This is a genomic window from Stenotrophomonas sp. B1-1 (genome assembly GCF_010894375.1).
Lineage (GTDB): Bacteria > Pseudomonadota > Gammaproteobacteria > Xanthomonadales > Xanthomonadaceae > Stenotrophomonas.
In genome coordinates this window covers 21,806-45,449 of sequence record NZ_JAAIUZ010000025.1, presented here as the reverse complement: position 1 = coordinate 45,449, position 23,644 = coordinate 21,806, and the positions used below count along the sequence as shown (strand labels likewise).

The 23,644-nt window shown below is 66.8% G+C and carries 20 protein-coding genes; 10 read left to right on the top strand and 10 right to left on the bottom strand.

Going from position 1 to position 23,644, the window contains the following annotated elements:
• Positions 1–189 precede the first annotated feature (189 nt).
• From betA to G4G00_RS17825, 5 genes are all read right to left on the bottom strand, one after another.
• On the bottom strand, positions 190–1,872 hold the full coding sequence (gene betA, locus G4G00_RS17845; RefSeq protein ID WP_164275440.1) for a choline dehydrogenase: 1,683 nt from the start codon (positions 1,870–1,872) through the stop codon (positions 190–192).
• Between the two features lie 29 nt (positions 1,873–1,901).
• Positions 1,902–3,374, bottom strand: a complete 1,473-nt coding sequence (gene betB, locus G4G00_RS17840) for a betaine-aldehyde dehydrogenase (protein ID WP_108752995.1) — start codon at positions 3,372–3,374, stop codon at positions 1,902–1,904.
• 37 nt (positions 3,375–3,411) lie between these two features.
• Complete coding sequence (betI, locus tag G4G00_RS17835) at positions 3,412–4,002, bottom strand: transcriptional regulator BetI (protein ID WP_164275437.1); 591 nt, start codon at positions 4,000–4,002, stop codon at positions 3,412–3,414.
• A gap of 440 nt (positions 4,003–4,442) precedes the next feature.
• Entirely contained in the window at positions 4,443–5,075 is a 633-nt protein-coding gene (locus G4G00_RS17830; RefSeq protein WP_164275435.1) for an AAA family ATPase, read from the bottom strand.
• A complete protein-coding gene (locus G4G00_RS17825) occupies positions 5,075–5,449 on the bottom strand; it encodes a type II toxin-antitoxin system Phd/YefM family antitoxin (RefSeq protein WP_108752998.1) in 375 nt (124 codons plus the stop codon). The genes G4G00_RS17830 and G4G00_RS17825 overlap by 1 nt, the downstream gene beginning before the upstream one ends.
• Before the next feature lie 178 nt (positions 5,450–5,627).
• Between G4G00_RS17825 and G4G00_RS17820 the strand changes: the two genes are divergently transcribed.
• Positions 5,628–6,080: a hypothetical protein gene (locus tag G4G00_RS17820; RefSeq protein ID WP_108752999.1), complete on the top strand. Its 453-nt coding sequence runs from the start codon at positions 5,628–5,630 to the stop codon at positions 6,078–6,080.
• 266 nt (positions 6,081–6,346) lie between these two features.
• Here G4G00_RS17820 and acnA read toward each other — a convergent pair whose 3' ends face one another.
• Positions 6,347–9,100, bottom strand: coding sequence for an aconitate hydratase AcnA (gene acnA, locus G4G00_RS17815; RefSeq protein WP_164275432.1), 2,754 nt, complete (start codon positions 9,098–9,100; stop codon positions 6,347–6,349).
• Between the two features lie 289 nt (positions 9,101–9,389).
• Between acnA and G4G00_RS17810 the strand changes: the two genes are divergently transcribed.
• From G4G00_RS17810 to acnB, 3 genes are read left to right on the top strand one after another with little or no spacing between them, the layout of a single operon-like run.
• Positions 9,390–9,614 carry an AbrB/MazE/SpoVT family DNA-binding domain-containing protein gene (locus G4G00_RS17810; RefSeq protein ID WP_108749517.1) on the top strand — a complete coding sequence of 75 codons (225 nt, stop codon included), beginning with the start codon at positions 9,390–9,392 and terminating at the stop codon, positions 9,612–9,614.
• Between the two features lie 6 nt (positions 9,615–9,620).
• Positions 9,621–10,019, top strand: a complete 399-nt coding sequence (locus tag G4G00_RS17805; RefSeq protein ID WP_008267153.1) for a type II toxin-antitoxin system VapC family toxin — start codon at positions 9,621–9,623, stop codon at positions 10,017–10,019.
• A 43-nt stretch (positions 10,020–10,062) separates the two neighbouring features.
• Positions 10,063–12,654, top strand: a complete 2,592-nt coding sequence (acnB, locus tag G4G00_RS17800; RefSeq protein WP_108756099.1) for a bifunctional aconitate hydratase 2/2-methylisocitrate dehydratase — start codon at positions 10,063–10,065, stop codon at positions 12,652–12,654.
• Positions 12,655–12,727: 73 nt separating this feature from the next.
• Here the strand turns inward: acnB and G4G00_RS17795 are convergent, their stop codons facing one another.
• Both G4G00_RS17795 and G4G00_RS17790 read right to left on the bottom strand, forming a co-directional pair.
• The gene (locus G4G00_RS17795) at positions 12,728–13,108 is read right to left on the bottom strand and encodes a hypothetical protein (protein WP_159093956.1); all 381 of its coding nucleotides are present in this window, start codon (positions 13,106–13,108) and stop codon (positions 12,728–12,730) included.
• A 108-nt stretch (positions 13,109–13,216) separates the two neighbouring features.
• Entirely contained in the window at positions 13,217–14,464 is a 1,248-nt protein-coding gene (locus G4G00_RS17790; protein ID WP_164275430.1) for a LysR substrate-binding domain-containing protein, read from the bottom strand.
• A gap of 100 nt (positions 14,465–14,564) precedes the next feature.
• Between G4G00_RS17790 and G4G00_RS17785 the strand changes: the two genes are divergently transcribed.
• The 6 genes from G4G00_RS17785 (at position 14,565) to G4G00_RS17760 (ending at position 20,949) form a co-directional block, all read left to right on the top strand.
• A complete protein-coding gene (locus tag G4G00_RS17785; protein ID WP_108749521.1) occupies positions 14,565–15,236 on the top strand; it encodes a 4-carboxy-4-hydroxy-2-oxoadipate aldolase/oxaloacetate decarboxylase in 672 nt (223 codons plus the stop codon).
• A complete protein-coding gene (locus G4G00_RS17780) occupies positions 15,229–16,284 on the top strand; it encodes a 4-oxalomesaconate tautomerase (protein ID WP_164275427.1) in 1,056 nt (351 codons plus the stop codon). The genes G4G00_RS17785 and G4G00_RS17780 overlap by 8 nt, the downstream gene beginning before the upstream one ends.
• 43 nt (positions 16,285–16,327) lie before the next feature.
• Positions 16,328–17,641, top strand: a complete 1,314-nt coding sequence (gene dctA / locus G4G00_RS17775) for a C4-dicarboxylate transporter DctA (protein ID WP_108756102.1) — start codon at positions 16,328–16,330, stop codon at positions 17,639–17,641.
• 88 nt (positions 17,642–17,729) lie between these two features.
• Positions 17,730–19,013, top strand: a complete 1,284-nt coding sequence (locus tag G4G00_RS17770) for a carbohydrate porin (RefSeq protein WP_164275424.1) — start codon at positions 17,730–17,732, stop codon at positions 19,011–19,013.
• 23 nt (positions 19,014–19,036) lie between these two features.
• Positions 19,037–20,059, top strand: coding sequence for an amidohydrolase family protein (locus tag G4G00_RS17765; RefSeq protein WP_164275421.1), 1,023 nt, complete (start codon positions 19,037–19,039; stop codon positions 20,057–20,059).
• On the top strand, positions 20,059–20,949 hold the full coding sequence (locus G4G00_RS17760) for an amidohydrolase family protein (protein WP_164275418.1): 891 nt from the start codon (positions 20,059–20,061) through the stop codon (positions 20,947–20,949). Before G4G00_RS17765 ends, G4G00_RS17760 begins: the two co-directional genes overlap by 1 nt.
• 88 nt (positions 20,950–21,037) lie before the next feature.
• On the opposite strand, the gene G4G00_RS17755 is transcribed toward G4G00_RS17760, so the two are convergent.
• Positions 21,038–21,961, bottom strand: a complete 924-nt coding sequence (locus tag G4G00_RS17755) for a hypothetical protein (protein WP_164275416.1) — start codon at positions 21,959–21,961, stop codon at positions 21,038–21,040.
• 40 nt (positions 21,962–22,001) lie between these two features.
• Positions 22,002–23,576 (bottom strand): hypothetical protein, encoded by a 1,575-nt coding sequence (locus tag G4G00_RS17750; RefSeq protein ID WP_164275413.1) that lies wholly within the window; start codon positions 23,574–23,576, stop codon positions 22,002–22,004.
• Positions 23,577–23,644: the final 68 nt, after the last annotated feature.

The window sequence follows — 23,644 nt, the reverse complement described above, 5'->3', positions numbered from 1 at the left end:
TACCGTTCCGTAGGGAAAACGCGAAGAGGGCGTGACGGTCAGTGCGCCGGCGGCTGGTAGCTGCCGACCTTGGTCGGCAGGATGGGATGGCGCGTGCCCACCAAGGTGGGCACCTACCGGGCATTGGGATGGGATGGCGTGTGCCCACCAAGGTGGGCACCTACCGGGCGCACGGGCGTGGCATTCGCGTCAGCGCTGGCGGCGTACCGGGGCGCCGTTGGCCTGGTAGTACGGGGCCGTGCTGCGGGCCAGCGCGGGGCGGCCGCGGATCACGTCGGCCAGCTTCTCGGCCATCATGATGGTCGGCGCGTTGAGGTTGCCGGTCACCACCTGCGGCATGATCGAGGCATCGACGATGCGTAGGCCGTCCAGGCCGTGCACGCGGCCCTGGCCATCGACCACCGCCATCGGGTCGTCGGCGTGGCCCATCTTGTTGGTGCACGAGGGGTGGTAGGCGGTCTCGGCATGCTCGCGCACGAAGCCATCGATCTGTGCATCGGTCTGCAGCTCGCGGCCGGGCGAAATCTCGCGGCCGCTGTAGGGGGCCAGCGCCGGCTGCGCGAAGATCTCGCGGGTGATGCGGATGGCGGCGCGGAACTCGCGCCAGTCCTGTTCGTGCGACATGTAGTTGAACAGGATGCTGGGATGTTCGCGCGGGTCCTTGGAACGCACGTGGATGCGGCCGCGGCTGGGCGAACGCATCGAGCCCACGTGCATCTGGAAGCTGTGCGCCTTGATCGGGTTGGAGCCGTTGTAATTGATGGCCACCGGCAGGAAGTGGTACTGCAGGTTCGGCCAGTCGAATTCGGCATCGCTGCGGATGAAGCCGCCGGCCTCGAACTGGTTGCTGGCGCCGATGCCGGTGCCCAGGAACAGCCACTCCGCGCCGATGGCCGGCTGGTTGTACAGCTTCAGTGCCGGCGCCAGCGATACCGGCTTCTTGCATTCGTACTGCAGGTACATTTCCAGATGGTCCTGCAAGTTGGCGCCGACGCCGGGCAGGTGGTGCACCAGGTCGATGTCCAGGCTGCGCAGCAGGTCGGCCGGGCCCACGCCCGAGCGCTGCAGGATCTGCGGCGAAGCAATGGCGCCGCCGCAGAGCAGCACCTCGCGGCGGGCGGTGGCGCGCTGCGGCTGGTCGTTGTACAGCCACTGCACGCCCACCGCGCGCTTGCCCGAGAACAGGATGCGGTCGGTCAGCGCGTGGGTGACGATGGTCAGGTTCGGGCGCGGCTTGGCCTGGTCCAGGTAGCCACGGGCGGTGCTGGAACGACGGCCCTTGGCGGTGACCGTGCGGTCCATCGGGCCGAAGCCTTCCTGCTGGTAGCCGTTCAGATCATCGGTGCGCGGGTAGCCGGCCTGCACGCCGGCTTCGATCATGGCGGCGAACAGTTCGTTGTTGCCGGCCTTGGGCGTGGTGACCTGCAGCGGGCCCTGGTCGCCGTGGTAGTCGTTGGCCCCGATGTCGCGGGTTTCGGCCTTGCGGAAATAGGGCAGGCAGTCCAGGTAGGTCCAGTCTTCCAGGCCCGGCATGCTGGCCCAGTTGTCATAGTCCATCGCGTTGCCGCGGATGTAGCACATGCCGTTGATGAGCGACGAGCCGCCCAGGCCCTTGCCGCGGCCGCAGTCCATGCGCCGGTTGTTCATGAAGGGCTCCGGGTCGGTCTTGTACGCCCAGTTGTAGCGCTTGCCCTGCAGCGGATAGGCCAGTGCGGCCGGCATCTGCGTGCGGAAATCGAGCCGGTAGTCGGGGCCGCCGGCTTCCAGCAGCAGAACGCGCACATCGGCGTCTTCGGTCAGGCGGGTGGCCAGCACGTTGCCGGCCGAACCGGCGCCGATGATGATGTAGTCGTACTCGTTGGTGGTGCTCATGGTTGTCTCCTGCGGTCGGGGCGCGCTGCTCAGAACACGCTGGCGAAGTCGCCCAGTTCCACCTGGACCGATTTGATGCGGGTGTAGTGGCCCAGCGTGGACAGGCCGTTCTCGCGGCCCACGCCGGATTCCTTGTAGCCGCCCACCGGCATTTCGGCCGGCGATTCGCCCCAGGTGTTGATCCAGCAGATGCCGGCCTGCAGGCGGTGGATGATGCGGTGGGCGCGGCTGATATCGCCGCTGACCACGCCGGCGGCCAGGCCGAACGGGGTGTCGTTGGCGCGCCGCACCGCTTCGTCTTCATCGTCGTAGGCCAGGATGCTCATCACTGGCCCGAAGATTTCCTCGCGCACGATCTTCATGTCGTCGCGGCAGTCGGAAAACACGGTGGGCTGCACGTACGCGCCCTCGGCCAGCGCACCCTCGGTGGCGCGGCCGCCACCGGTCAGCAGGCGGGCGCCTTCGGCCTTGCCGCTGTCGATGTAGCGCAGCACGTTGTCCATGTGCGGGAAGCTGACCATCGGCCCGAAGTTGGTGTCCTGGGCGGTCGGGTCGCCCATGCGGATGCGCTGCACGCGCTGCACCACCGCCGCTTCGAAGGCTGCCAGCATGGCGCGCGGCACGAACACGCGGGTGCCGTTGGTGCAGACCTGGCCGGAGCTGAAGAAGTTGGCCATGACCGCGATATCGGCGGCACGGTCCAGGTTGGCGTCCTGACAGATCAGCAGCGGCGACTTGCCGCCCAGTTCCATGGTCACTTCTTTCAGTGACGAGGACGCAGCGGCCGCCATCACCTTCTTGCCGGTGGTCACGCCGCCGGTGAAGGAGATCTTCTCGATCACCGGGTGTTCGGTCAGCCAGTTGCCGATCTCGCCACCGGGGCCCTGCAGCACGTTGAACACACCGTCGGGCACGCCGGCTTCGGTGTAGATCTCGGCCAGCTTCAGCGCGGTCAGCGGGGTCACTTCGGAGGGCTTGAACACCATCGCGTTGCCCGCGGCCAATGCCGGGGCCGATTTCCACAGCGCGATCTGGATCGGGTAGTTCCAGGCGCCGATGCCGGCCACCACGCCCAGCGGTTCGCGGCGGGTGTAGAAAAAGCTCGATTCGCGCAACGGCAGCTGGATGCCTTCGATGGCCGTGGCCAGGCCGGCGTAGTACTCCAGCACGTCCGCGCCGGTGACGATGTCCACGGTGGTGGTTTCGGCCAGCGCCTTGCCGGTATCCAGGGTTTCCAGATGGGCAAGCTCGTCATTGCGTTCGCGCAGGATCTCGACCGCGCGGCGCAGGATGCGCGAGCGTTCCATGGCGGTCATCGCGGCCCACGCCTGCTGGCCTTCGCTGGCGCTGCGTACGGCGCGCTCCACATCGGCCTGGCTGGCAATCTGCACCTCGGCCAGCACCTGGCCGTTGGCCGGGTTCACGGTCTGGAAGGTCTTGCCGCTGGTGGCGTCGACCCGGCGGCCATGGATGTAGAGCTGTTGAACGGGCAGGGTGGGCATGGGGGTACTCCTTGGAAGGGGCAGGGTCCTGCAGCGCTTATAGCGCGTTGGGCTGCAACTGGAAGTCGATGTAGGCGTAGGCGATGTGACGGGCGTTGTCGCCGTTGATCTGGCCGCCGACCAGGCTGCCGCGCAGCCACAGGCCGTCGATGAGTGCGGCAAGGCCGCGGGCGGCCTGGCGCGCGGGTTCGGCCGGCAGGCTGCGGTGGAACTGGTAGGCCAGGTTGGAATACAGGCGCTGGTCGTTGATGCGCTGCAGTCGGGCCAGTTCGGGCTGGTGCATGCTGGCTGCCCAGAAGGTCAGCCAGACGCGCATGGCCGGCCCGCTGGTCTGGCTGGGGTCGAAGTTCGCATCCACCAGTGCGCGCAGTTGTGAGCGCGGATCTGTGGCGGCCTGCCCGCGGTGCTGGGCGAAGGCATCCTTGAGCTGGCTCAGGATCTGCCGCATGGCGGCGTTGAGCAGACCGGCCTTGTCGCCGAAGTAGTGGGCGACGATGCCGGTGGACAGGCCTGCCTTGCGCGCGATGGTGGCTACGGTGGCGTCGGCCAGGCCGATCTCGTGGATGACCTGGAAGGTGGCGTCGATCAGCTGTTGGCGGCGCAGGGATTCGATGCCTTTCTTGGGCATGGGCCGGGTGGCGTAGGGGGAAAGGCGACCAGTATGCGGGTTATTGATTGAACGTCCAATCAATAAAAAGTGAAGGCCGCGTCATCGCGCGGTCTGGTGGCGTCGAGCTTGCTCGACGAGCCTTTGGGATCGGGGTCTGAGCCCTTTCCCCTGGAAAGGGATCCGACCCCTGGCGAGGGCTTTGGTAGCGTCGAGCTTGCTCGACGAGCTTTTGGGATCGGGGTCTGAGCCCTTTCCTCTGGAAAGGGATCCGACCCCTGGCGAGGGCTTTGGTAGCGTCGAGCTTGCTCGACGAGCTTTTGGGGTCGGGGTCAGAGCCCTTTCCTTCGGAAAGGGATCCGACCCCTTGGCGGGGGCTTTGGAAGCGTCGAGCTTGCTCGACGAGCCTTTGGGGTCGGGGTCAGAGCCCTTTCCTCTGGAAAGGGATCCGACCCCTTGGGTCACAGGCGCAATGCGGCTTCCAGCAGGGGCGTGGCCCAGGCCGGGGTGGCGGCCAGCTGTGTCAGATCGTCCGGCTGCGGGAAATGCACCTGGCCATCTTCCATCTGCAGCAGCAGCCGGGGGTCGGGCACGGCTTCGCCGGGGGCGGCTTCGGCGCTGTTGTCGTAGACCTGCAGCTGGGCCAGCACCGGCATCAGCCGGATCAGGTTCTGCTGCGCCAGTGGCCAGCGGCGTCGGATGTCGGCTTCGTTGATCGGGTGCCCGCCCGAGCGCACGCGGGCCTGGACCCGGGCGATGTGCTGTTCCGGGCTGGACAGGCCGCAGAACCACATCAGCACATCGTGGCTGTGGCTGGCTTCATGCAGCAGGGCGGCGATTGAATTGCCGCCCAGGGTGGTTTCAAAGGCGTGGTTGCGGCGCCGGTCCAGCGCATCGCGGATGCGGTTGACGCCTTCCTGCCAGGCCTGGGCATTGGCCTCGGCCTGCGACAGCCCGGTGATGCCGCGCAGATCGCGGGCGAAGGTGTCGGGGTTGAACCAGTTCAGCCCGGCCTCGCGCAGCACATGGCCGCCCACCGAACTCTTGCCGGCGCCATTGACGCCGGCAAGGACGTACAGGAATGGCCGCGCCATCAGTGGCCGGTGCCGGCCTTGACCTGCCCGCCAAGGCGGGCGGGGCGGCGCAGCAGGTCGCGTGCGCTGCTGCCGGCCTGGGCCTGCTGCAGTACCGCCAGGCGCTGGTCGAAGCCGGCACGCAGTTCAGCCAGGCCCGGGGCCTGGTCGCGCAGCTCCTCAAGCGAGGCTTCCAGCGCCTCCACGCGCGCCTGCAGGGCGCGGTACTGCTCGATGGAGACGATGACCGCCTGCGGTTCGTTATGGTTGGTGACCACCACCATGCGCTGGTCGCGGACCTCCTGCATGACCTTGCGCCAGTGTTCCTTCACCGACGAGGCGGTGGTGTGGGTCAGCTCGTTGATGGGGTCGAAGCGGACGGGCAGGTGAAGCATGGCGGGCTCCAGAAGGGGTGACCTGTGGCGCCAGCCTACACCGGATGTGGACGAATTTCATGAATGATGAAAAACATCATAAATATGAAAAATAGAGGCGGGTATTTCGTGTCATTCCTAAAGACGCCATACGCCGCCGTATTGCACCATCACGGGCCATTCCGTAAGGGAGAGTGCGATGCGCATTGTCGTGAGTTGCCTGCTGTTCTGTAGTTCCGCCGTGGCCATGGCGCAGACGCCGCCACCGATGCAGCAGTTGGATTACCCGGTGCTGGCGATCGGCGACACCGGCCAATTCCGGGTACAGGTGCCGGCCTACGCCGGCGGCCAGGGCCGGGTGTCGTACGCGGCCCGCGCGCTGATGCCGGGCAGCAGCGAGGACCGGGGCTACCGGTTCGTGGCCGTGCACTGCGAAGATCCCGGGTTCACCCCGGTCGTGCACTACGAGAATCGTGGGGTGGTGTGTTCGCGCATTGGCCAGGCGCCGCACCCGGCGTTCGAGATGGTGGTGACGGTGGTCAATACCGGCGCCGCTGAGGGCGAGACCGTGATGGAAGAGGGGCTGCGCGGGCTGGTGTACGACGTGGGGCCGACGGCGGCCCCGTGGCGGATCTATGGCGTGCGGCCGTAGCGGCTGACGCCCTGGTGGGTGCCAACCTTGGTTGGCACTCCATGCCTTGGTAGGTGCCAACCTTGGTTGGTACGCCATGCCTTGGTAGGTGCCAACCTTGGTTGGCACGTTGGGATCAGTCGAGCATGGCTCGACTCTACAGAGGGCGGCCCGTTGCCTTGGTAGGTGCCAACCTTGGTTGGCACGCCGTGCGTCGACCAAGGTCGACGCCTACCAGGGCAAATTGCCGCCCCGACGCCCGGTAGGTGTCAACCCTGGTTGGCACATTACCGGCTGGCGAGCTGGCGCAGCACGTACTGCAGCAGGCCGCCGTGGCGGAAGTACTCAACCTCCTTCGGGGTCAGCAGCATCACCGACACGTCGAAGGTCTTCTGGGTGCCGTCTGCCTTGGTTGCGGTAACGGTGGCGCGCTTGCTTGCGCCATCCTGCAGGCCGGTGATGTCGATCACTTCCGAACCGTCCAGGCCCAGCGATTGTGCGTTCTCGCCGTTGCGGAACTGCAGCGGCAGCACGCCCATGCCCACCAGGTTGGAACGGTGGATACGTTCGAAGCTTTCGGCAACCACGGCCTTCACCCCCAGCAGCAGGGTGCCCTTGGCCGCCCAGTCGCGCGACGAGCCGGTGCCGTATTCCTTGCCGGCCAGCACGACCAGCGGCACCTTGTCGGCCTTGTACTTCATCGCCGCATCGTAGATGGCCAGCTTTTCCGGCTGGCCGCCAGCGGCGGGATAGTACAGGGTGTTGCCACCTTCTTCGCCACCGAACATCAGGTTCTTGATGCGGATGTTGGCGAAGGTGCCGCGCACCATCACATCGTCGTTGCCGCGGCGGCTGCCGTAGCTGTTGAAGTCGGCCGGCTGTACACCGCGTTCCTGCAGGAAGCGGCCAGCAGGCGAATCCTTCTTGATGTTGCCGGCCGGGGAGATGTGGTCGGTGGTGATCGAATCGCCGAACAGGCCCATCACGCGTGCGCCGTGCACGTCGTCGATGCTGCCGGTCTGCATGGTCATGCCATCGAAGTAGGGCGGGTTCTTGATGTAGGTGGAAGCATCGCTCCACTCGTACAGATTGCCGTCCGGCGAGGCGATGGTGTTCCAGCGGCTGTCGCCCTTGAACACGTCGGCGTAGTTCTGCTTGAACATGTCCGGGCCCAGGGTGGCGGCGATGACATCGCCGATTTCCTTGTTGCTGGGCCAGATGTCGCGCAGGTACACCGGCTGGCCATCGCTGCCGGTGCCCAGCGGTTCGGTGGTCAGGTCGATGTCGGTGGTGCCGGCGATTGCATAGGCCACCACCAGCGGCGGGCTGGCCAGGTAGTTCATCTTTACTTCAGGGTGCACGCGGCCTTCGAAGTTGCGGTTGCCCGACAGCACCGAGGTGACCGCCAGGTCGCCCGCGGCGATACCGGCGCTGACTTCGGTCGGCAGCGGGCCGGAATTGCCGATGCAGGTGGTGCAGCCATAGCCGACCACGTAGAAGCCGATCTTCTCCAGCTCCTTCAGCACGCCGGCCTTTTCCAGGTAATCGGTAACCACGCGCGAGCCCGGGCCGAGCGAGGTCTTCACCCACGGCTGGCGGTTCAGGCCCTTGGCCGCCGCGGTGCGCGCCAGCAGGCCGGCACCGATCATCACCGCCGGGTTGGACGTGTTGGTGCAGGAGGTGATGGCGGCGATGACCACCGCGCCATCCTTCAGCCGCACCTTGCGACCTTCGATCTCGATGTCGGCCTGGCCCTTGGCCAGTTGCTCGTTGCCGACCGCCGTGCCGCCACCTTCATTGGTGAAGTTGGCGATGGCCGCGTCCTTGCGGTCGCGGTTGGCGGTCAGGCCGACCAGGGCTTCGCGGTAGTTCTTCTGCACGTCTTCCAGCAGCACGCGGTCCTGCGGGCGCTTGGGGCCGGCCAGCGACGGCTTCACCGTGCCCATGTCCAGCTCCAGCGTGGTGCTGTACTGCGCCGGCGCGCTGCCCGGTTCGTGCCACAGGCCCTGCGCCTTGGCATAGGCTTCGACCAGGTTGATCTGTTCTTCGCTGCGGCCGGACAGGCGCAGGTAGTTCAGCGATTCGTGATCGATCGGGAAGATGCCGCAGGTGGCGCCGTATTCGGGGGCCATGTTGCCGATGGTGGCACGGTCGGCCAGCGGCAGGTGCTGCAGGCCGTCACCGAAGAATTCGACGAACTTGCCGACCACGCCCAGCTTGCGCAGCATCTGGGTGACGGTCAGCACCAGGTCGGTTGCGGTAGCGCCTTCGGGCAGCTTGCCGGTCAGCTTGAAGCCGACCACCTGCGGAATCAGCATGGAGGAGGGCTGGCCGAGCATGGCCGCCTCGGCTTCGATGCCGCCCACGCCCCAGCCGAGCACGCCGATGCCATTGATCATGGTGGTGTGGCTGTCGGTACCGAAGACGGTATCGGGGTAGGCCACGTCCTTACCGTCCTTCTGCGCGGTCATCACCACGCGGGCCAGGTTTTCCAGGTTCACCTGGTGGACGATGCCGGTGTTGGGCGGCACCACCTTGAAGTTGTCGAACGCCTTCTGGCCCCAGCGCAGGAAGCCGTAGCGTTCCTGGTTGCGCTGGAATTCGATCTTGCCGTTCAAGTCCAGCGCGTCGGGCTTGCCGAACACATCCACCTGCACCGAGTGGTCGATGACCAGTTCGGAGGGGATCTGCGGGTTGATCTGTTCCGGCTTGCCGCCCAGCTTGACCACTGCGTCGCGCATGGCGGCCAGGTCGACCACGCAGGGCACGCCGGTGAAGTCCTGCAGCACCACGCGTGCGGGCATGAAGGCAATTTCGGTGTCCGGCTCGGCGCTTGGCTGCCAGCGGGCGACCGCTTCGATGTGCTCGGGGCCCACGGTGGCGCCACCATCCTCGTGCCGGAGCAGGTTCTCCAGCAGGATCTTCATCGAATAGGGCAGGTGGGAGATGTCGAAGCGCTGGCCCAGCTTGGGCAGGCTGAAGTAATCGTAGGCCTTGCCGCCAACATCGAGCTGGCTGCGGGTGGAGAACGAATCGCTCATGCGGATGACTCCTCTTGCGGATGGCTTGCTCTGGCCCGTGCGTATACGGGCCTGCTTGCGGTCGCCGCGGGCCTGCTGGCCCCGGTGCACTCCAGTATGAACGCATTCACCTGGGCGCGGGCCGGCCTGCGGCATCGGGTCCAGACTACAGCGGCAGTTGTATGGCGTATGTCATGAATGTGGCGGATCCTTTGCGGCTGTAGGGGCCGGGGCGGGCCCGGCCGGGTTCGGGGTGGAAGTATGCCCGGCAAAGTATGTATAATTTGTGCATACCGAAGAGGGCCTACCGATGGAAGCCACTGTTGCAGAGCGCGGACAGATCACCCTGCCCAAGGCGGTGCGTGATGCCCTGGGCCTGACCAAGGGCACCCAGTTGAAGGTGGAGCTGGACGGCAGCCGTATCATCCTGCGCAAGAGCGTGGACGATGCGATCTCCCGCGCCCGCGGCAAGTTCGCGCTGGACGGCTTCGAGTCGGCCGAATCGGCGGTACGCGCGGTGCGCGACGAGGAATAAGGCGTGATGATTGCCGTCGATTCACCGGTGCTGGTGGAACTGCTGAGCAACGGCCCGCAGGCCGATGCGGTCGAAGCGATCCTGCGGCAGAGCCTGGTCGGTGGCCGCGTGGTGGTCTGCGGTGCCACCCTGGCCGAAGTCTGCGCATCGCTGCGCGGCGGCGCCGAAGTGCTGGAAGCGCTGGAAGAAATGGGCGTGCACTTCAACCCGATGGAAGCCAAGTCGGCCCTGCGCGCCGGCGAGATGCACCGCCGCCACCGCCAGCGCAGCGGCAGCCGCCGCAGCCTGGACGAATTCATGGTCGGCGCCCACGCATTGCTGCAATGCGACGGCCTGATCACCTGGAACGACACGTTTTACCGCGACTACTTCAAGGGCCTGAAGCTGATCGTGCCGCAAGCCTGAGCCCACTTTGTTTTTTCAACCTACGCATTACCCGGGAGTTGTCATGTTGGAAGCCTACCGCCACCACGTCGCCGAGCGCGCTGCGCTTGGCATCCCGCCGCTGCCGCTGAGCGCGCAGCAGACGGCCGATGTCATCGAACTGCTGAAGAACCCGCCGCAGGGCGAGGCCGAGTTCCTGCTCGACCTGCTGACCCACCGCGTGCCGGCCGGCGTGGATGACGCTGCCAAGGTCAAGGCCTCGTACCTGGCCGCCATTGCGCTGGGCAGCGAGCAGAACCCGCTGATCAGCCGCGAGCGCGCCACCGAACTGCTGGGCACCATGCTGGGCGGTTACAACGTGGCCCCGCTGGTGCAGCTGCTGGACGACGCCAGCGTTGGCACCATCGCCGCTGACGGCCTGAAGAAGACCCTGCTGGTCTTCGATGCCTTCCACGATGTGCAGGAAAAGGCCAAGGCCGGCAATGCCAACGCACAGTCCGTGCTGCAGAGCTGGGCCGATGCCGAGTGGTTCACCAACAACCCGGAAGTGCCGCAGAGCCTGACCGTCACCGTGTTCAAGGTGCCGGGCGAAACCAACACCGACGACCTGTCGCCGGCGCCGGATGCAACCACCCGCCCCGACATTCCGATGCACGCCCTGGCGATGCTGAAGAACAAGCGCGACGACGCGCCGTTCACCCCGGAAGAAGACGGCAAGCGCGGTCCGATCCAGCAGATCCTGGACCTGAAGGACAAGGGCCACCTGGTTGCCTACGTGGGCGACGTGGTCGGTACCGGTTCCTCGCGCAAGTCGGCCACCAACAGCGTGCTGTGGTGGACGGGCGATGACATTCCGTTCATCCCGAACAAGCGCGCCGGTGGCGTCTGCCTGGGTTCGAAGATCGCCCCGATCTTCTACAACACCATGGAAGATGCCGGCGCACTGCCGATCGAGCTGGACGTGTCGAAGATGGAGCACGGCGATGTGGTCGAGCTGCGTCCGTACGAAGGCAAGGCGCTGAAGAACGGCGAAGTGATCGCCGAATTCCAGGTCAAGTCCGAAGTACTGTTCGACGAAGTGCGCGCCGGTGGCCGCATTCCGCTGATCATCGGCCGCGGCCTGACCGGCAAGGCGCGTGAAGCGCTGGGCCTGGCCCCGACCGATCTGTTCCGCCTGCCGGTGCAGCCGGCCGACACCGGCAAGGGCTTCTCGCTGGCACAGAAGATGGTCGGCCGCGCCTGTGGCCTGGCCGAAGGCCAGGGCATGCGCCCGGGCACCTACTGCGAACCGAAGATGACCTCGGTCGGCTCGCAGGACACCACCGGCCCGATGACCCGCGACGAGCTGAAGGACCTGGCCTGCCTGGGCTTCTCGGCCGACCTGGTGATGCAGTCGTTCTGCCACACCGCCGCTTACCCGAAGCCGGTGGACGTGAAGACCCACCACACCCTGCCGGAGTTCATCTCCACCCGCGGCGGCATCTCGCTGCGCCCGGGCGACGGCGTGATCCACAGCTGGCTGAACCGCATGCTGCTGCCGGACACCGTCGGTACCGGTGGTGACTCTCACACCCGTTTCCCGGTGGGCATTTCGTTCCCGGCCGGCTCGGGCCTGGTGGCCTTCGCTGCCGCCACCGGCGTCATGCCGCTGGACATGCCCGAATCGGTGCTGGTGCGCTTCAAGGGCCAGATGCAGCCGGGCGTGACCCTGCGTGACCTGGTCAATGCCATTCCGCTGTACGCCATCAAGTCGGGCCTGCTGACCGTGGCCAAGGCCGGCAAGAAGAACATCTTCTCCGGTCGCATCCTGGAAATCGAAGGTCTGCCGGAACTGAAGGTCGAACAGGCCTTCGAACTGTCCGATGCGTCGGCCGAACGTTCGGCTGCCGGTTGCTCGGTGCGCCTGAACAAGGAACCGATCATCGAGTACCTGACCAGCAACATCACCCTGCTGAAGTGGATGATTGCCGAGGGTTACCAGGATCCGCGTTCGCTGCAGCGCCGTATCGAAAAGATGGAAGCGTGGCTGGCCAACCCGGAGCTGCTGGAGCCGGATGCCGACGCCGAATACGCTGCCGTCATCGAGATCGACCTGGCCGACATCCACGAGCCGATCGTGGCCTGCCCGAACGACCCGGACGACGTGAAGACCCTGTCCGAAGTGGCCGGCGCCAAGATCGACGAAGTGTTCATCGGTTCGTGCATGACCAACATCGGTCACTTCCGCGCCGCGGCCAAGCTGCTGGACGGCAAGCGTGATCTGCCGACCCGCCTGTGGGTGGCCCCGCCGACCAAGATGGATGCTTCGGAGCTGACCAAGGAAGGCGTGTACGGCACCTTCGGCGCCACCGGCGCACGCATGGAGATGCCGGGCTGCTCGCTGTGCATGGGCAACCAGGCGCAGATCCGCGAAGGTTCCACCGCGATGTCGACCTCGACCCGCAACTTCCCGAACCGTCTGGGCCGCAACACCAACGTGTACCTGGGTTCGGCCGAACTGGCCGCGATCTGCTCGCGTCTGGGCCGCATTCCGACCAAGGAAGAGTACATGGCCGATATTGGCGTGATCGCCAAGAGCGGTGCGGAAATCTACCGCTACATGAACTTCGACCAGATCGAGGAGTACCAGGACGTGGCCAAGACGGTCGCTGCCTGATCCTGCTGATCGGTTGATGCGGTAAACGAAGAACCCCCGGTGCGAGCCGGGGGTTTTTTGTGCGCGGAGCCCGTTACTGCCTGGTCCAGTCTGCGTTGCCTTGCAGCCGACGGCCGCCGATCAGCACGTTGCCGCGCTTTCCAGATACGTCCATTTCAAACCATGGCAGTCCGTCGCGGCGGAGCGGACGCACATAGGCCTGGCGGCGGGCGCGGTCGAATTCGATGTAATAGCGGCGCTGCACGTTGGGAGGCTGCGGAATCGACAGGCCTTTCCAGCTGACCTCGACCGCGCCGGGATCCTCACGGCCGATCAGCATCAGCGTAAAGACCACGTCCCCCTGACCGGCCTCGAAGTAGAACAGATCGCCGCTGGCGTTGGCCGGTACCAGGGGCAGTGACAATAGTGCGGCCGCCAGCGCGGCCTTCCAGTTCCTTCTGATCATGCGCGGCATTCCTTGTGCAGTGCTGACATCAAAGCACACTGTAGAGCCTGGTCGATGCTTGGCGACTTGTTGGCTCGATGGGGCAGCCGAGCGTGGGCAAGGGCGCCCCACGCGGCTTCAGCGATAGCGGAATGGCCAGGCGTCAGGGCCATCGCTGCTGCGTTCGGCGCACACCTCGCGGAAGACCTGCAGGAAGGCCTGCTGCGGCCGCGTCGGGTGCCAGTCCGCTCGGGTGGTCAGGCCGATGCGGCGGCGCAGGGCCTGACCGGCCAGGCCCAGGTCGGCCAGCAGGCCAGCCTGGCGTTCGATCAGGAACTGGTCGCGTGACATCAGGGTCAGCCAGTCGTCTTCCAGCAGCAGCCCGCGGGTGATCACCAGCGAGCCACATTCAATGCGCAGCACTGGCGGTTCGTGGCCGTTGTCGCGGAACATCCGTTCCCAGCGTGCGCGCACCGGTGCGCCGGTGGCCGGGATCACCCAGGGGTAGTCGAGCAGCTGCGCAAAGCGCCACGGCTGCTGTGCCGCCAGCGGATGACCGGCGCGGCCCACGATCACCGGATCATCGTCGAACAAGCCTTCCTGCACCACGTCGGGCACCGCGCTGAGATCGCGCATGGCGCCCACCAGCAGGTCCAGGCTGCCTTGGCGCAGGTCGGACAGCAGTTCCGAGAACGGGCCTTCCACCACGTTCACCGTGGCGCCCGGCCAGGCCCGGGCGAAGCGTGCCAGTGCCTGTGGCAGCAGCAGTGCGCGGGCCAGCGGCATCACCCCGATGGCCAGGCGCCCGCCATGCTGGTCGCGCAGGGCGGCCAGCTCGTCCACGCCGGTGGCCAGTTCGGACAGCGCCAGCCGCACCCAGCGCAGCAGGCGGGTGGCGGCCGGCGTGGCCAGCAATGCCTTGCCGCGCCGCTGCAGCAGTGGCATTTCGATCACCGCTTCCAGCTCGCGCACGGCGCGATGCATGGCCGGTTGCGAGACACCGGCGCGCGCTGCAGCCAGGGTGAAGCTGCCGGCGCTGTCGACCGCAGTGAGTGCGCGCAGCTGGCTGAGGGTCAGCCGGCGCTCGACCGCGGCCAGTGCCGGAAGCCGTGCGGCGCGACGGGCGGCGCGCACGCCGCGGGCCAGGTAGGCCAGGGCACGCTCGATGCGTGGCACCAGCAGCACCGTGGCCTCGGTGGCGACCATGCCGCCGGGCTGCCGGTCGAACAGCGCTGCATCCAGTTGCCGCTCCAGCCGTGCGATGGCCTGGGTGAGCGCCGGCTGGGACAGATTGATGTGCGGCGCCGCCGCGCTGATGCCGCCGTGGGTGTGCACCGCCAGCAGCGCGTGCAGATGCTTCAGGTTCAGCTCGGGCAGCGCGTTCATGGCACAACTATATCCAGATTGAATGGCATGGACGAAAAACGATCTTGAGTGGCTGTGGGCCGCGGAACAGACTGCGCCATCGCCAACGAAGGATGGATGGATGTCCCGCGTCATCACCCGCATCGAGCGCGCCGCACCGGCGCTGATCCAGTCACTGGCCGAGGCCGGCGTGGCCACCGTGCACGAGGCGCAGGGCCGCAGCGGCCTGCTGCACCCGCGGCTGCGCCCGATCTACAGCGGCGCGCGCATTGCGGGCAGCGCAGTGACCGTGTCGGTGCCGCCGGGCGACAACTGGATGATGCATGTGGCCATCGAGCAGCTTGGCGAGGGCGACATCCTGGTGGTGGCGCCGACCAGCGACTGCAGTGATGGCTACTTCGGCGATCTGCTGGCCACCTCGGCACAGGCGCGCGGTTGCCGCGGCCTGGTGATCGATGCCGGGGTGCGCGATGTGCGTGAGCTGACCGCGATGGGCTTCCCGGTCTGGAGCCGCGCGATCCATGCGCAGGGCACGGTGAAGGAAACGCTGGGCTCGGTGAACGTGCCGCTGGTCTGTGGTGGCGCCTTGGTGAACGCCGGCGACGTGGTGATCGCCGACGACGATGGTGTCTGCATCGTGCCGCGTGCCGAGGCGGCACGGGTGGCTGCCGAGGCGCAGGCCCGCGAAGCACGCGAGGCCGACAAGCGCGAGCGCCTGGCCCGTGGCGAACTGGGCCTGGACATCTACGCGATGCGTGAGCGCCTGGCAGCCAAGGGCCTGCGCTATGAGTAAGGGCGTGCGCGCGATGTGGATGCGCGGTGGCACGTCCAAGGGCGGGTTCTTCCTGGCCCAGGACCTGCCGGCGGACACTGCCGCGCGCGATGCCTTCCTGCTGCGCGCCTATGGTTCGCCGGACGTGCGGCAGATAGATGGCATGGGCGGCGGCGACCCGCTCACCTCGAAGGTGGCGGTCGTATCGCCCTCGCAGCGCGAGGATGCCGATGTTGATTACCTGTTCCTGCAGGTCTTCGTGGACCAGGCGCTGGTAAGCGACGCCCAGAACTGCGGCAACATGCTGGCCGGCGTGGGCCCGTTCGCGATTGAACGCGGGCTGGTGCCGGCACGCGATGGGGTGACCGAGGTGCGCATCTTCATGGCCAACACCGGCACCCTGGCCACGGCCAGCGTGCAGACACCGGGTGGCGTGGTGAGCTATGCCGGTGACGCGCGCATCGACGGGGTGCCGGGCAGCGCCGCGCCGGTACCGCTGGCGTTCGAGGACACCGCCGGTTCCAGCTGCGGCGCGCTGTTGCCGACCGGCAACGCGGTGGACCAGATTGACGGTGTGCCGATGACCCTGATCGACAACGGCATGCCCTGCGTGGTGCTGCGGGCCTCCGATCTGGGCATCAGCGGGCATGAGGACCGCGCCACGCTGGATGCCGACGACGCACTGAAGGCGCGGCTGGAGGCGATCCGCCTGCAGGCGGGGCCGAAGATGAACCTGGGCGACGTGGCGGAAAAGTCGGTGCCCAAGATGATGCTGGTGGCCGCACCGGCCGACGGCGGCGCGATCTGCGTGCGCTCGTTCATTCCGCACCGCTGCCACGCCTCCATCGGCGTGCTGGGCGCGGTGACGGTGGCCACGGCCTGCCTGTTGCCGGGTTCGCCGGCCCACGCCCTGGCCCGCCTGCCGGGTGGGCAGGTGCAGACGCTGGCGGTGGAGCACCCCAGCGGGGCGACCGCCTGCGTGATTGAACTGAAAGAGGACGGGCAGGTGGCCCGCGCGGCGATGCTGCGCACCGCACGGAAGCTGTTCGACGGCGAACTGTTCGACTGAACAGGCGACGCCTTTCTATTCTCTGCGACCTGGGAGGGTTGTTATGACCGTGGTAGGGAAGCGGCCGGGCCGCTTTGGAATATTGGGCCAGTTGTGGTTCCAGGTGTTGGCCGGCACCGTGATCGGCGTGTTGCTGGGCTGGCTGCAGCCGGACCTGGGTTCGGCGATGAAGCCGCTGGGTGATGGCTTCATCAAGCTGATCCGGATGATGATCGGGCCGATCATCTTCGTCACCGTGGTGCACGGCATCGCCGGCATGCGCGACATGCGCAGCGTGGGCCGGCTGGCGCTGAAGTCGCTGATCTACTTCGAGGTGATCACCATCCTGGCGCTGATCGTCGGCCTGGTGGCGGTGGATCTGTGGCAGCCCGGCGCCGGCATGAACATCGATGCGGCGACCATCGACATGGCCAGCATCCAGGGCTACGTGCACACCGCCCACGACCAGTCGATCGTGGCCTACATCATGGCCATCATTCCCAACACCCTGGTCAGTGCCTTCACTGAAGCGCATGTGCTGCAGGTGCTGTTCGTGGCGGTGCTGTTCGGCGTGGCACTGGCCGCCGTCGGTGAACGCGGCAAGCCGGTGATGGACGTGATCGAGAGTGCTTCCGGCGCGCTGTTCAAGATCATCGGCTACATCATGTATGTGGCGCCCATCGGTGCATTCGGCGCCATCGCCTTCACCGTGGGCCAGTTCGGTGCCGCCTCGCTGCTGTCACTGGGCGAGCTGATCATCGAGTTCTTCGTGGTCTGCGGGCTGTTCACCGTATTGGTGCTTGGCACGGTGTGCTGGTGGACCGGGGCCAGCCTGTGGCGCCTGCTGGGCTACCTGCGCGACGAGATCATCATCGTGGCGGCCACCACCAGCACCGAGACCGTGCTGCCGCGCCTGATCGAGAAGATGAAGAAGCTGGGCTGCGAGGAAGGGGTGGTCGGTTTCGTGATTCCTGCCGGTTACTCGTTCAACCTGGATGGCACCTGCCTGTACCTGACCACGGTGGCGATCTTCCTGGCCCAGGCCACCAACACCGAACTGACCGTGTGGCACCAGCTGGGGCTGATCGCCGTGCTGCTGTTGACGTCCAAGGGCGCGGCCGGCGTGGCCGGCGCGGCATTCGTGGTCCTGGCGGCCACTCTGGGCACCACCGGCACCATTCCGGTGGCCAGCATTGCCCTGATCCTGGGCATCCACCGCATCCTGGCCGAAGGGCTGACCTTCGTGAACCTGATCGGCAACGCGATTGCGGTGCTGGTGATCGCCAAGTGGGAAGGCAAGCTGGATGAAAAGACCATGGCGGCGCAGATCGGCACCCGCCGCACGCGCCAGCGTCTGCTGGGCGCACAGCCTGCCTGAGGCCATGGCCTGAGCCCTGACGGCCACCGCGGGTGGCCTCCATCGAATGCAACACCCTGGCGCCGGCGGCGCCGGGAAGGGAGAGAACATGTCGCAGTTCCTGCGTACCCCGCTGTACCTGCTGCTGGCCAGTGTGCTGGCCGCGCCGGCCTTCGCCGCTGAACGCAGCGTGCCCGAGGGCATCGACCTGACCCTGGACCTGGTCGGCAACGTGGCCCACAACCCGGTGGGCGGTGTCGAACAGGGTACCGAAGGCTCGTACTGGGTGATGGCCCAATCGAAGTTCGACCTGGACAAACTGTTCGGCGTACACGGCACCGAGGTCGACGCACAGTGGGCCTGGTTTGCCGGGCGCAACCTGGCGCGCGAGAAGATCGGCAATTCGATCAGCGCGCAGCAGACCTGGCGGCCCGTGGCCGGCGGCCGCCTGACCCGGTTGACCCTGCGCCACCGCTTCGACAACGGGTTGAGCATCACCGCCGGTCGCGCGCCGGTGAACAGCTACTTCAACAACTCGCCGCTCAACTGCGTGTTCATGAGCAATGCGATGTGCCTGACCCCCTACGGTGCGATCACCGACCTGGGCATCACCGCCTATCCGAATTCTTCGTGGGCGGGCATCGTGCGCTACGACGTGGATGATCGCTGGTACGCCCAGGCTGGCGTGTTCGATTACAACAACACGCTGAACGAGGCCGGCAAGAACGGCCTGGATTTCTCGGTGGGCGAGGGCACCGGCACGATCAGTGCCTACGAAGTGGGTTACCAGACCAGCTTCGCCAACGATCGCCTGCCGCGCGCGTACCGGCTGGGCATGTACCGCAACAGCGATGGTGGCAAGAGCCCGTACTTCGATGCCAACGGCAACTCGGCGGCGCTGACCGGCAAGCCGACCGCGGCGCAGGATGGCGCACGCATGGGCTGGTACGCGATGGGCGACCAGACCGTGTGGCGCGGCGAGGGCAAGCGCAACCTGGCGGTGTTCGGGCGTGTCTACCTCAACACCGGCAACGAGGCGCCGGTCGATCATTTCGTGTCGGCCGGCTTCGTCAAGACCGGCACGTTTGCCAGCCGCGACCAGGACACCCTGGCCCTGTTCGTGTCCAACACCCACTTCAGCGACGAACAGATCGGCTTCCTGCGTGATCGCCGCAGCCGCAATGGCGGCACGGGCGCGCCGCATGCCGATGAAATCATCACCGAACTCAGCTACGGCTGGGCGGTGAAGAAGGGCATCCGACTGATGCCCAACCTGCAGTACGTCATCAACCCCGACCCGATCTACGCGCCCACGCGCACGACCAACATTCCCGATGCGCTGATTGTTGGCCTGCGCGTGGATGTGCATTTCGCCCAGCTGTTTGGCTGGTGATCCATCGCCCCAGGAGATCCCCCATGATCATCGACTGCCACGGCCACTACACCACGGCCCCGACCGGCCACGATGCGTTTCGCAAGGCGCAGGTGGCCCACTACAACGATCGCTCGCTGCCGGCGGCGGTCTATCCGACCATCAGCGACGATGAACTGCGCGACAGTGTGGGGGCCAACCAGCTGCGCCTGCTGCGCGAGCGTGGCGCGGACATGACCATCTTCTCGCCGCGTGCCAGCACCATGGCGCACCACATCGGCGATGAGCAGGTAAGTGCCGAGTGGACGCGGCACTGCAACGACCTGATCGCGCGGGTGGTGCAGCTGTATCCCGAGCAGTTCATTGGCGTCTGCCAGCTGCCGCAGTCGCCGGGCGTGCCGATCGCCCACGCGGTGGCCGAGCTGGAGCGCTGCGTGAACGAGCTCGGTTTCGTCGGCTGCAATCTGAACCCCGATCCGTCCGGCGGCCATTGGGATGGCCTGCCGCTGACCGACCGTTCCTGGTACCCGTTCTTCGAGAAGATGGTGGAGCTGGACGTGCCGGCCATGGTGCATGTGTCGGGCAGCTGCAACGCCAACTTCCATGCCACCGGCGCGCACTACCTGAACGCCGATACCACCGCCTTCATGCAGTTCCTGCAGGGTGACCTGTTCCGTGACTTCCCCACGCTGCGCTTCATCATCCCGCATGGCGGCGGTGCGGTGCCGTACCATTGGGGGCGCTTCCGTGGCCTGGCGGACATGCTGGGCAAGCCGCCGCTGGCCGAGCATGTGATGAAGAACGTGTACTTCGATACCTGCGTCTACCACCAGCCCGGCATCGACCTGCTGTTCGAGGTGATCGACATCGACAACATCCTGTTCGGCTCGGAAATGGTCGGCGCGGTGCGCGGCATCGACCCGCAGACCGGCCACTTCTTCGATGACACCCGCCGCTACGTCGATGCCCTGGCGATTTCGGCGCAGGACCGTTACAAGGTGTTCGAAGGCAATGCACGCCGTGTCTACCCGCGGCTGGATGCCCAGCTGAAGGCCAGGGGGCTGTGATGGCCGCATTCCAGAAAGATGCCGACTGGCTGGATTACTGTGCCCACCCGAGCCGCCCACAATTCGTGCCGCCGCCCGGTGCGGTGGATGCACACTGCCATGTGTTCGGGCCGGGCGATGTGTTTCCGTATGCGCCCGAACGCAAGTACACCCCTTGCGACGCCGGCAAGGCGCAGCTGTTCGCGCTGCGCGATTTCCTGGGCTTCAGCCGCAACGTGATCGTGCAGGCCACCTGCCATGGCGCCGACAACCGTGCCCTGGTGGACGCGCTGCAGGCCAGCGACGGCCTGGCCCGGGGCGTGGCCACGGTGCGCGACAGCGTGAGCGATGAGGAACTGCAGCTGTTGCATGCCGCCGGTGTGCGGGGTGTGCGCTTCAACTTCGTGCGCCGGCTGGTCGATCCGAAGCCGGATGCCTATTACCACGCGATCATCGATCGCATCGCGCCGCTGGGCTGGCATGTGGTGGTGTACTTCGAAGCGGCCGATCTGGCCGAGCGCTGGAGTTTCTTCACCACGTTGCCGACCACCGTGGTGGTGGACCACATGGGCCGCCCCGACGTGAGCCAGCCGGTGGATGGGCCGGAGTTCCAGCGCTTCGTGCGACTGATGGCCGAGCACGGCAACGTGTGGAGCAAGGTCAGCTGCCCCGAGCGGCTGTCACGTGTGGGGCCGCCCGGGTACGCCGATGTGGTGCCGTTCGCCCGGCACCTGGTGCGGCAGTTCCCGGACCGGGTGCTATGGGGGACCGACTGGCCGCACCCGAACATGAAGGGCCACATGCCCGACGACGGCCATCTGGTGGACGTGATTCCGCACATCGCCCCCACGCCCGAGTTGCAGCGCAGGCTGCTGGTGGACAACCCGATGCGGCTGTACTGGGGCGAGTAGATCCACGCCATGCGTGGATGGCGGCGCGCGCGATGCACCCGGGGTCAGAGCCCTTGCCTGCGGCAAGGGGTCCGACCCTGGGCTGGGGTCAGGCCTGGGTGACGGCGGTCGCGTGTTCGGCTAGCGCCGGCGCGTCTGCCGGCGGCTCCGGTTCGGCGGCGGTCTCCGGCAACACGCCATGGTCGGGGAACAGGCGCGGCAGTTCGGCAACGAAGCGGGCGATGCAGGCCTCGGCGAAGTCGCGCGAGGCGGCTTTCGCCTTGGCATAGTCGTCGGCCTGCCAATCCTGCAGCGGGGCCACCTGTGCCTCGTCCTGGCAGTGCACGCCCTGGCCGCCGCTTGCGCTGCGGAACATCCTGCGCACCACCGGGAAGCCGATGGTGGCGTCGTGGCGCAGCTCGTACGGCGTGTCCGCATCACCGAGCTTCTGGTACACCAGCGACCACTGACCGGCGCTGGCTTCGACGGTGCGCTCGTCGCTGGGGATGGCGCCGGGATGGGCGGCGAAGTAGATCGCCAGCTGTTCGCGGATCATGGCCGGCAACAGCCCAAACGCGGGGCTGGGCACGGCACCGATGCTGTCGCCGCGCACGTTGTTCTTGCTGAAGGTGCTGGTCTGGCCACCGATGCCGGCCAACGTGCCCAGCGCAAACAGACCGACCTTGGCGGCGGTAGCGCCGGCGGTGTCACCGCGCATCACCAGGCGCAGGGTCGGATCTCCGTAGCGATTGCCGTCGGGCCCGGTGCCCAGCCCGGAGGTGATCTTGATGCGCTGCAGGCTGCTGTAGTCCAGCACGGCGGCCGCAACCGGCGCAGCAACGGCCTGGGCGGCCGGTTCCGGCATGGCCTCGGTTGCCGGTTCGGCCGCGGGTTCGGGCGTCGCCACGAGGGTGGTTGCCGCGGTGGTGTCGGACGCGGGTGCTGGGTCCCTGGCATGGGCCGATGCGGATAGCAGGAGGCTGGCGGCGATCGCGGCGATCGCGGCGGTGAGACAGGCGGGGCGTACTGCCATGGTGATACTCCTTGGAAAAGCGGAACGGGCGCGCTGCGGCTTACTGCCCAGCGAACTCTTTGATCGGGAAGGCCTTGCAGCGTTCGACGGCGGCGGTGATATCAACCGGCGCATCGGCGGCGGCACCACGGCGCTGGTTCACCGACGCGGTCTCTTCCCACAGGCTGGGCAGCACCTGCGGCGCGTCCAGCACGCGTTCGCGCACGGCATCGTGCAGCACGCTGCTGTAGTCCGATGACGGCGCCACCACGCACAGGCGGGTGCCGGGCGTGCTGCTGGCCTGCTGCAGCATCTGCTGCAGTGCTTCGCTGCTGCCTGCTTCGTCAGGCAGCTGCTGTGCGGCACTGCCTTGGCTCGCGTCCTGGATCTGCAGCTGGCCGGGGTTGAACAGCAGGACCTGCATCTCCTGGCGTGGCTCGATGCGCACCGGCGCACGCGTGCGCTCGCAGATGGTGGGGGTGGGTCGGGCCTGCTGCGGCGTCACGCTGCCATCGGCGTGAACCTGGCGGACATGCAGCCGGCACATCTTGTCGGCCACTTCAAACTCCACTTCATAGTCCTGGCCCGGCTTGGGCACGAACTGGCCGGACAGCGTGCCCGTGCAGTACAGGCCGCTCTTGGGATCAAAGGCCGCCTCGAAGATCAGCGGCTTGCCACCTGGGACTTCGTATTCCTGGTAACTGAGCGTGGAGAACCGTTGGCTCTGCTTGCTGCGCAGCGCTTCGGTGCTGGGAATGCCGAGCAGGCCCTTGTCACCGGCATTGTTGTACTTGACGTCGATGCGGTCGCGGTAGTCGTCGCGGCACGAGGCATCGGTAAGCAGGGTGGTGGTCCGGCCGAAATCGGCGTACACGCGCACCCGTGCCGGCGGCACGACACCACCGGCGTAGGCGCTGAGATCTTCAGCCGCCAGCGGGCGCGGATACATGGCCGGAATGCGCTTGATCAGCTTTTCGATGCACTTCATGGTGATCATCTGCGCGGCGCTCTTCAGCCGGGCGTAGTCGTTGGCCTGCCAGTTGCCCAACGTCGCGCGTTCGTCGCTGTCGCTGCAGCGGATGATCTCGGCCAGGCTGCCATCGGCGCGGCGCTGCTGGATGGTGCTGGTGTGGTTGAGCCGGTACAGCGGATCCTTGCGGGTGTTGCCCTGGTGTACCAGCGCCCAGGTTTCGGCATTGAAGCGCAGGGTGCTGGTCTGGGTCGGTAGTGCGTCGGGCGCATAACGGAAATAGCCGCCCACCAGCGCCTTGGCCACGTTCGGCATCAGCGTGATGGCCGGGCTGGCCTGGCCTTCGATGATGGTGCCGGGCAGCTGGTTGCGGCGGCTGTAGTCGGGCTCGTTGCCACTGAACAGCAGGGACAGTCCCTTCGGCGTCAGTGCCTCGCTGTCATCGGGGGTGACGATGCGCAGCGCCACGTCCGGTGCGTGCAGCGGCTTGGCGGCGGTGTCCGGACCGCTGAGGATCTGCACGCGTTCGCTCCACGCATCGGCAGCGTCGGTGGCGGGCGAGGGCGCCTGCGGAGATGCCGGCTGGGTGGCCGCGGTGGCCAGCAGCGGTGCAAGCAGGGCCGCTGCCAGCAGCGTGGTTCGGGAGGGGAAGCGGCGCAGGGCCATGGTCAAGCTCCTTGAGAAACAGAAACAGCCATGCCGGCCCTTCCGGTGCCGGCATTCGAACGAGGTGT

Coding starts and splice junctions, on each gene's coding strand:
- G4G00_RS17770 (WP_164275424.1), top strand. CDS start 17,730: ATGTCGCAGTTCCTGCGTACCCCGCTGTACCTGCTGCTGGCCAGTGTG.
- G4G00_RS17750 (WP_164275413.1), bottom strand. CDS start 23,576: ATGGCCCTGCGCCGCTTCCCCTCCCGAACCACGCTGCTGGCAGCGGCC.
- G4G00_RS17810 (WP_108749517.1), top strand. CDS start 9,390: ATGGAAGCCACTGTTGCAGAGCGCGGACAGATCACCCTGCCCAAGGCG.
- G4G00_RS17780 (WP_164275427.1), top strand. CDS start 15,229: ATGAGTAAGGGCGTGCGCGCGATGTGGATGCGCGGTGGCACGTCCAAG.
- G4G00_RS17830 (WP_164275435.1), bottom strand. CDS start 5,075: ATGGCGCGGCCATTCCTGTACGTCCTTGCCGGCGTCAATGGCGCCGGC.
- G4G00_RS17825 (WP_108752998.1), bottom strand. CDS start 5,449: ATGCTTCACCTGCCCGTCCGCTTCGACCCCATCAACGAGCTGACCCAC.
- G4G00_RS17765 (WP_164275421.1), top strand. CDS start 19,037: ATGATCATCGACTGCCACGGCCACTACACCACGGCCCCGACCGGCCAC.
- G4G00_RS17820 (WP_108752999.1), top strand. CDS start 5,628: ATGCGCATTGTCGTGAGTTGCCTGCTGTTCTGTAGTTCCGCCGTGGCC.
- G4G00_RS17790 (WP_164275430.1), bottom strand. CDS start 14,464: ATGAACGCGCTGCCCGAGCTGAACCTGAAGCATCTGCACGCGCTGCTG.
- acnB (WP_108756099.1), top strand. CDS start 10,063: ATGTTGGAAGCCTACCGCCACCACGTCGCCGAGCGCGCTGCGCTTGGC.
- G4G00_RS17755 (WP_164275416.1), bottom strand. CDS start 21,961: ATGGCAGTACGCCCCGCCTGTCTCACCGCCGCGATCGCCGCGATCGCC.
- G4G00_RS17760 (WP_164275418.1), top strand. CDS start 20,059: ATGGCCGCATTCCAGAAAGATGCCGACTGGCTGGATTACTGTGCCCAC.
- acnA (WP_164275432.1), bottom strand. CDS start 9,100: ATGAGCGATTCGTTCTCCACCCGCAGCCAGCTCGATGTTGGCGGCAAG.
- G4G00_RS17795 (WP_159093956.1), bottom strand. CDS start 13,108: ATGCCGCGCATGATCAGAAGGAACTGGAAGGCCGCGCTGGCGGCCGCA.
- G4G00_RS17805 (WP_008267153.1), top strand. CDS start 9,621: ATGATTGCCGTCGATTCACCGGTGCTGGTGGAACTGCTGAGCAACGGC.
- betB (WP_108752995.1), bottom strand. CDS start 3,374: ATGCCCACCCTGCCCGTTCAACAGCTCTACATCCATGGCCGCCGGGTC.
- dctA (WP_108756102.1), top strand. CDS start 16,328: ATGACCGTGGTAGGGAAGCGGCCGGGCCGCTTTGGAATATTGGGCCAG.
- betA (WP_164275440.1), bottom strand. CDS start 1,872: ATGAGCACCACCAACGAGTACGACTACATCATCATCGGCGCCGGTTCG.
- betI (WP_164275437.1), bottom strand. CDS start 4,002: ATGCCCAAGAAAGGCATCGAATCCCTGCGCCGCCAACAGCTGATCGAC.
- G4G00_RS17785 (WP_108749521.1), top strand. CDS start 14,565: ATGTCCCGCGTCATCACCCGCATCGAGCGCGCCGCACCGGCGCTGATC.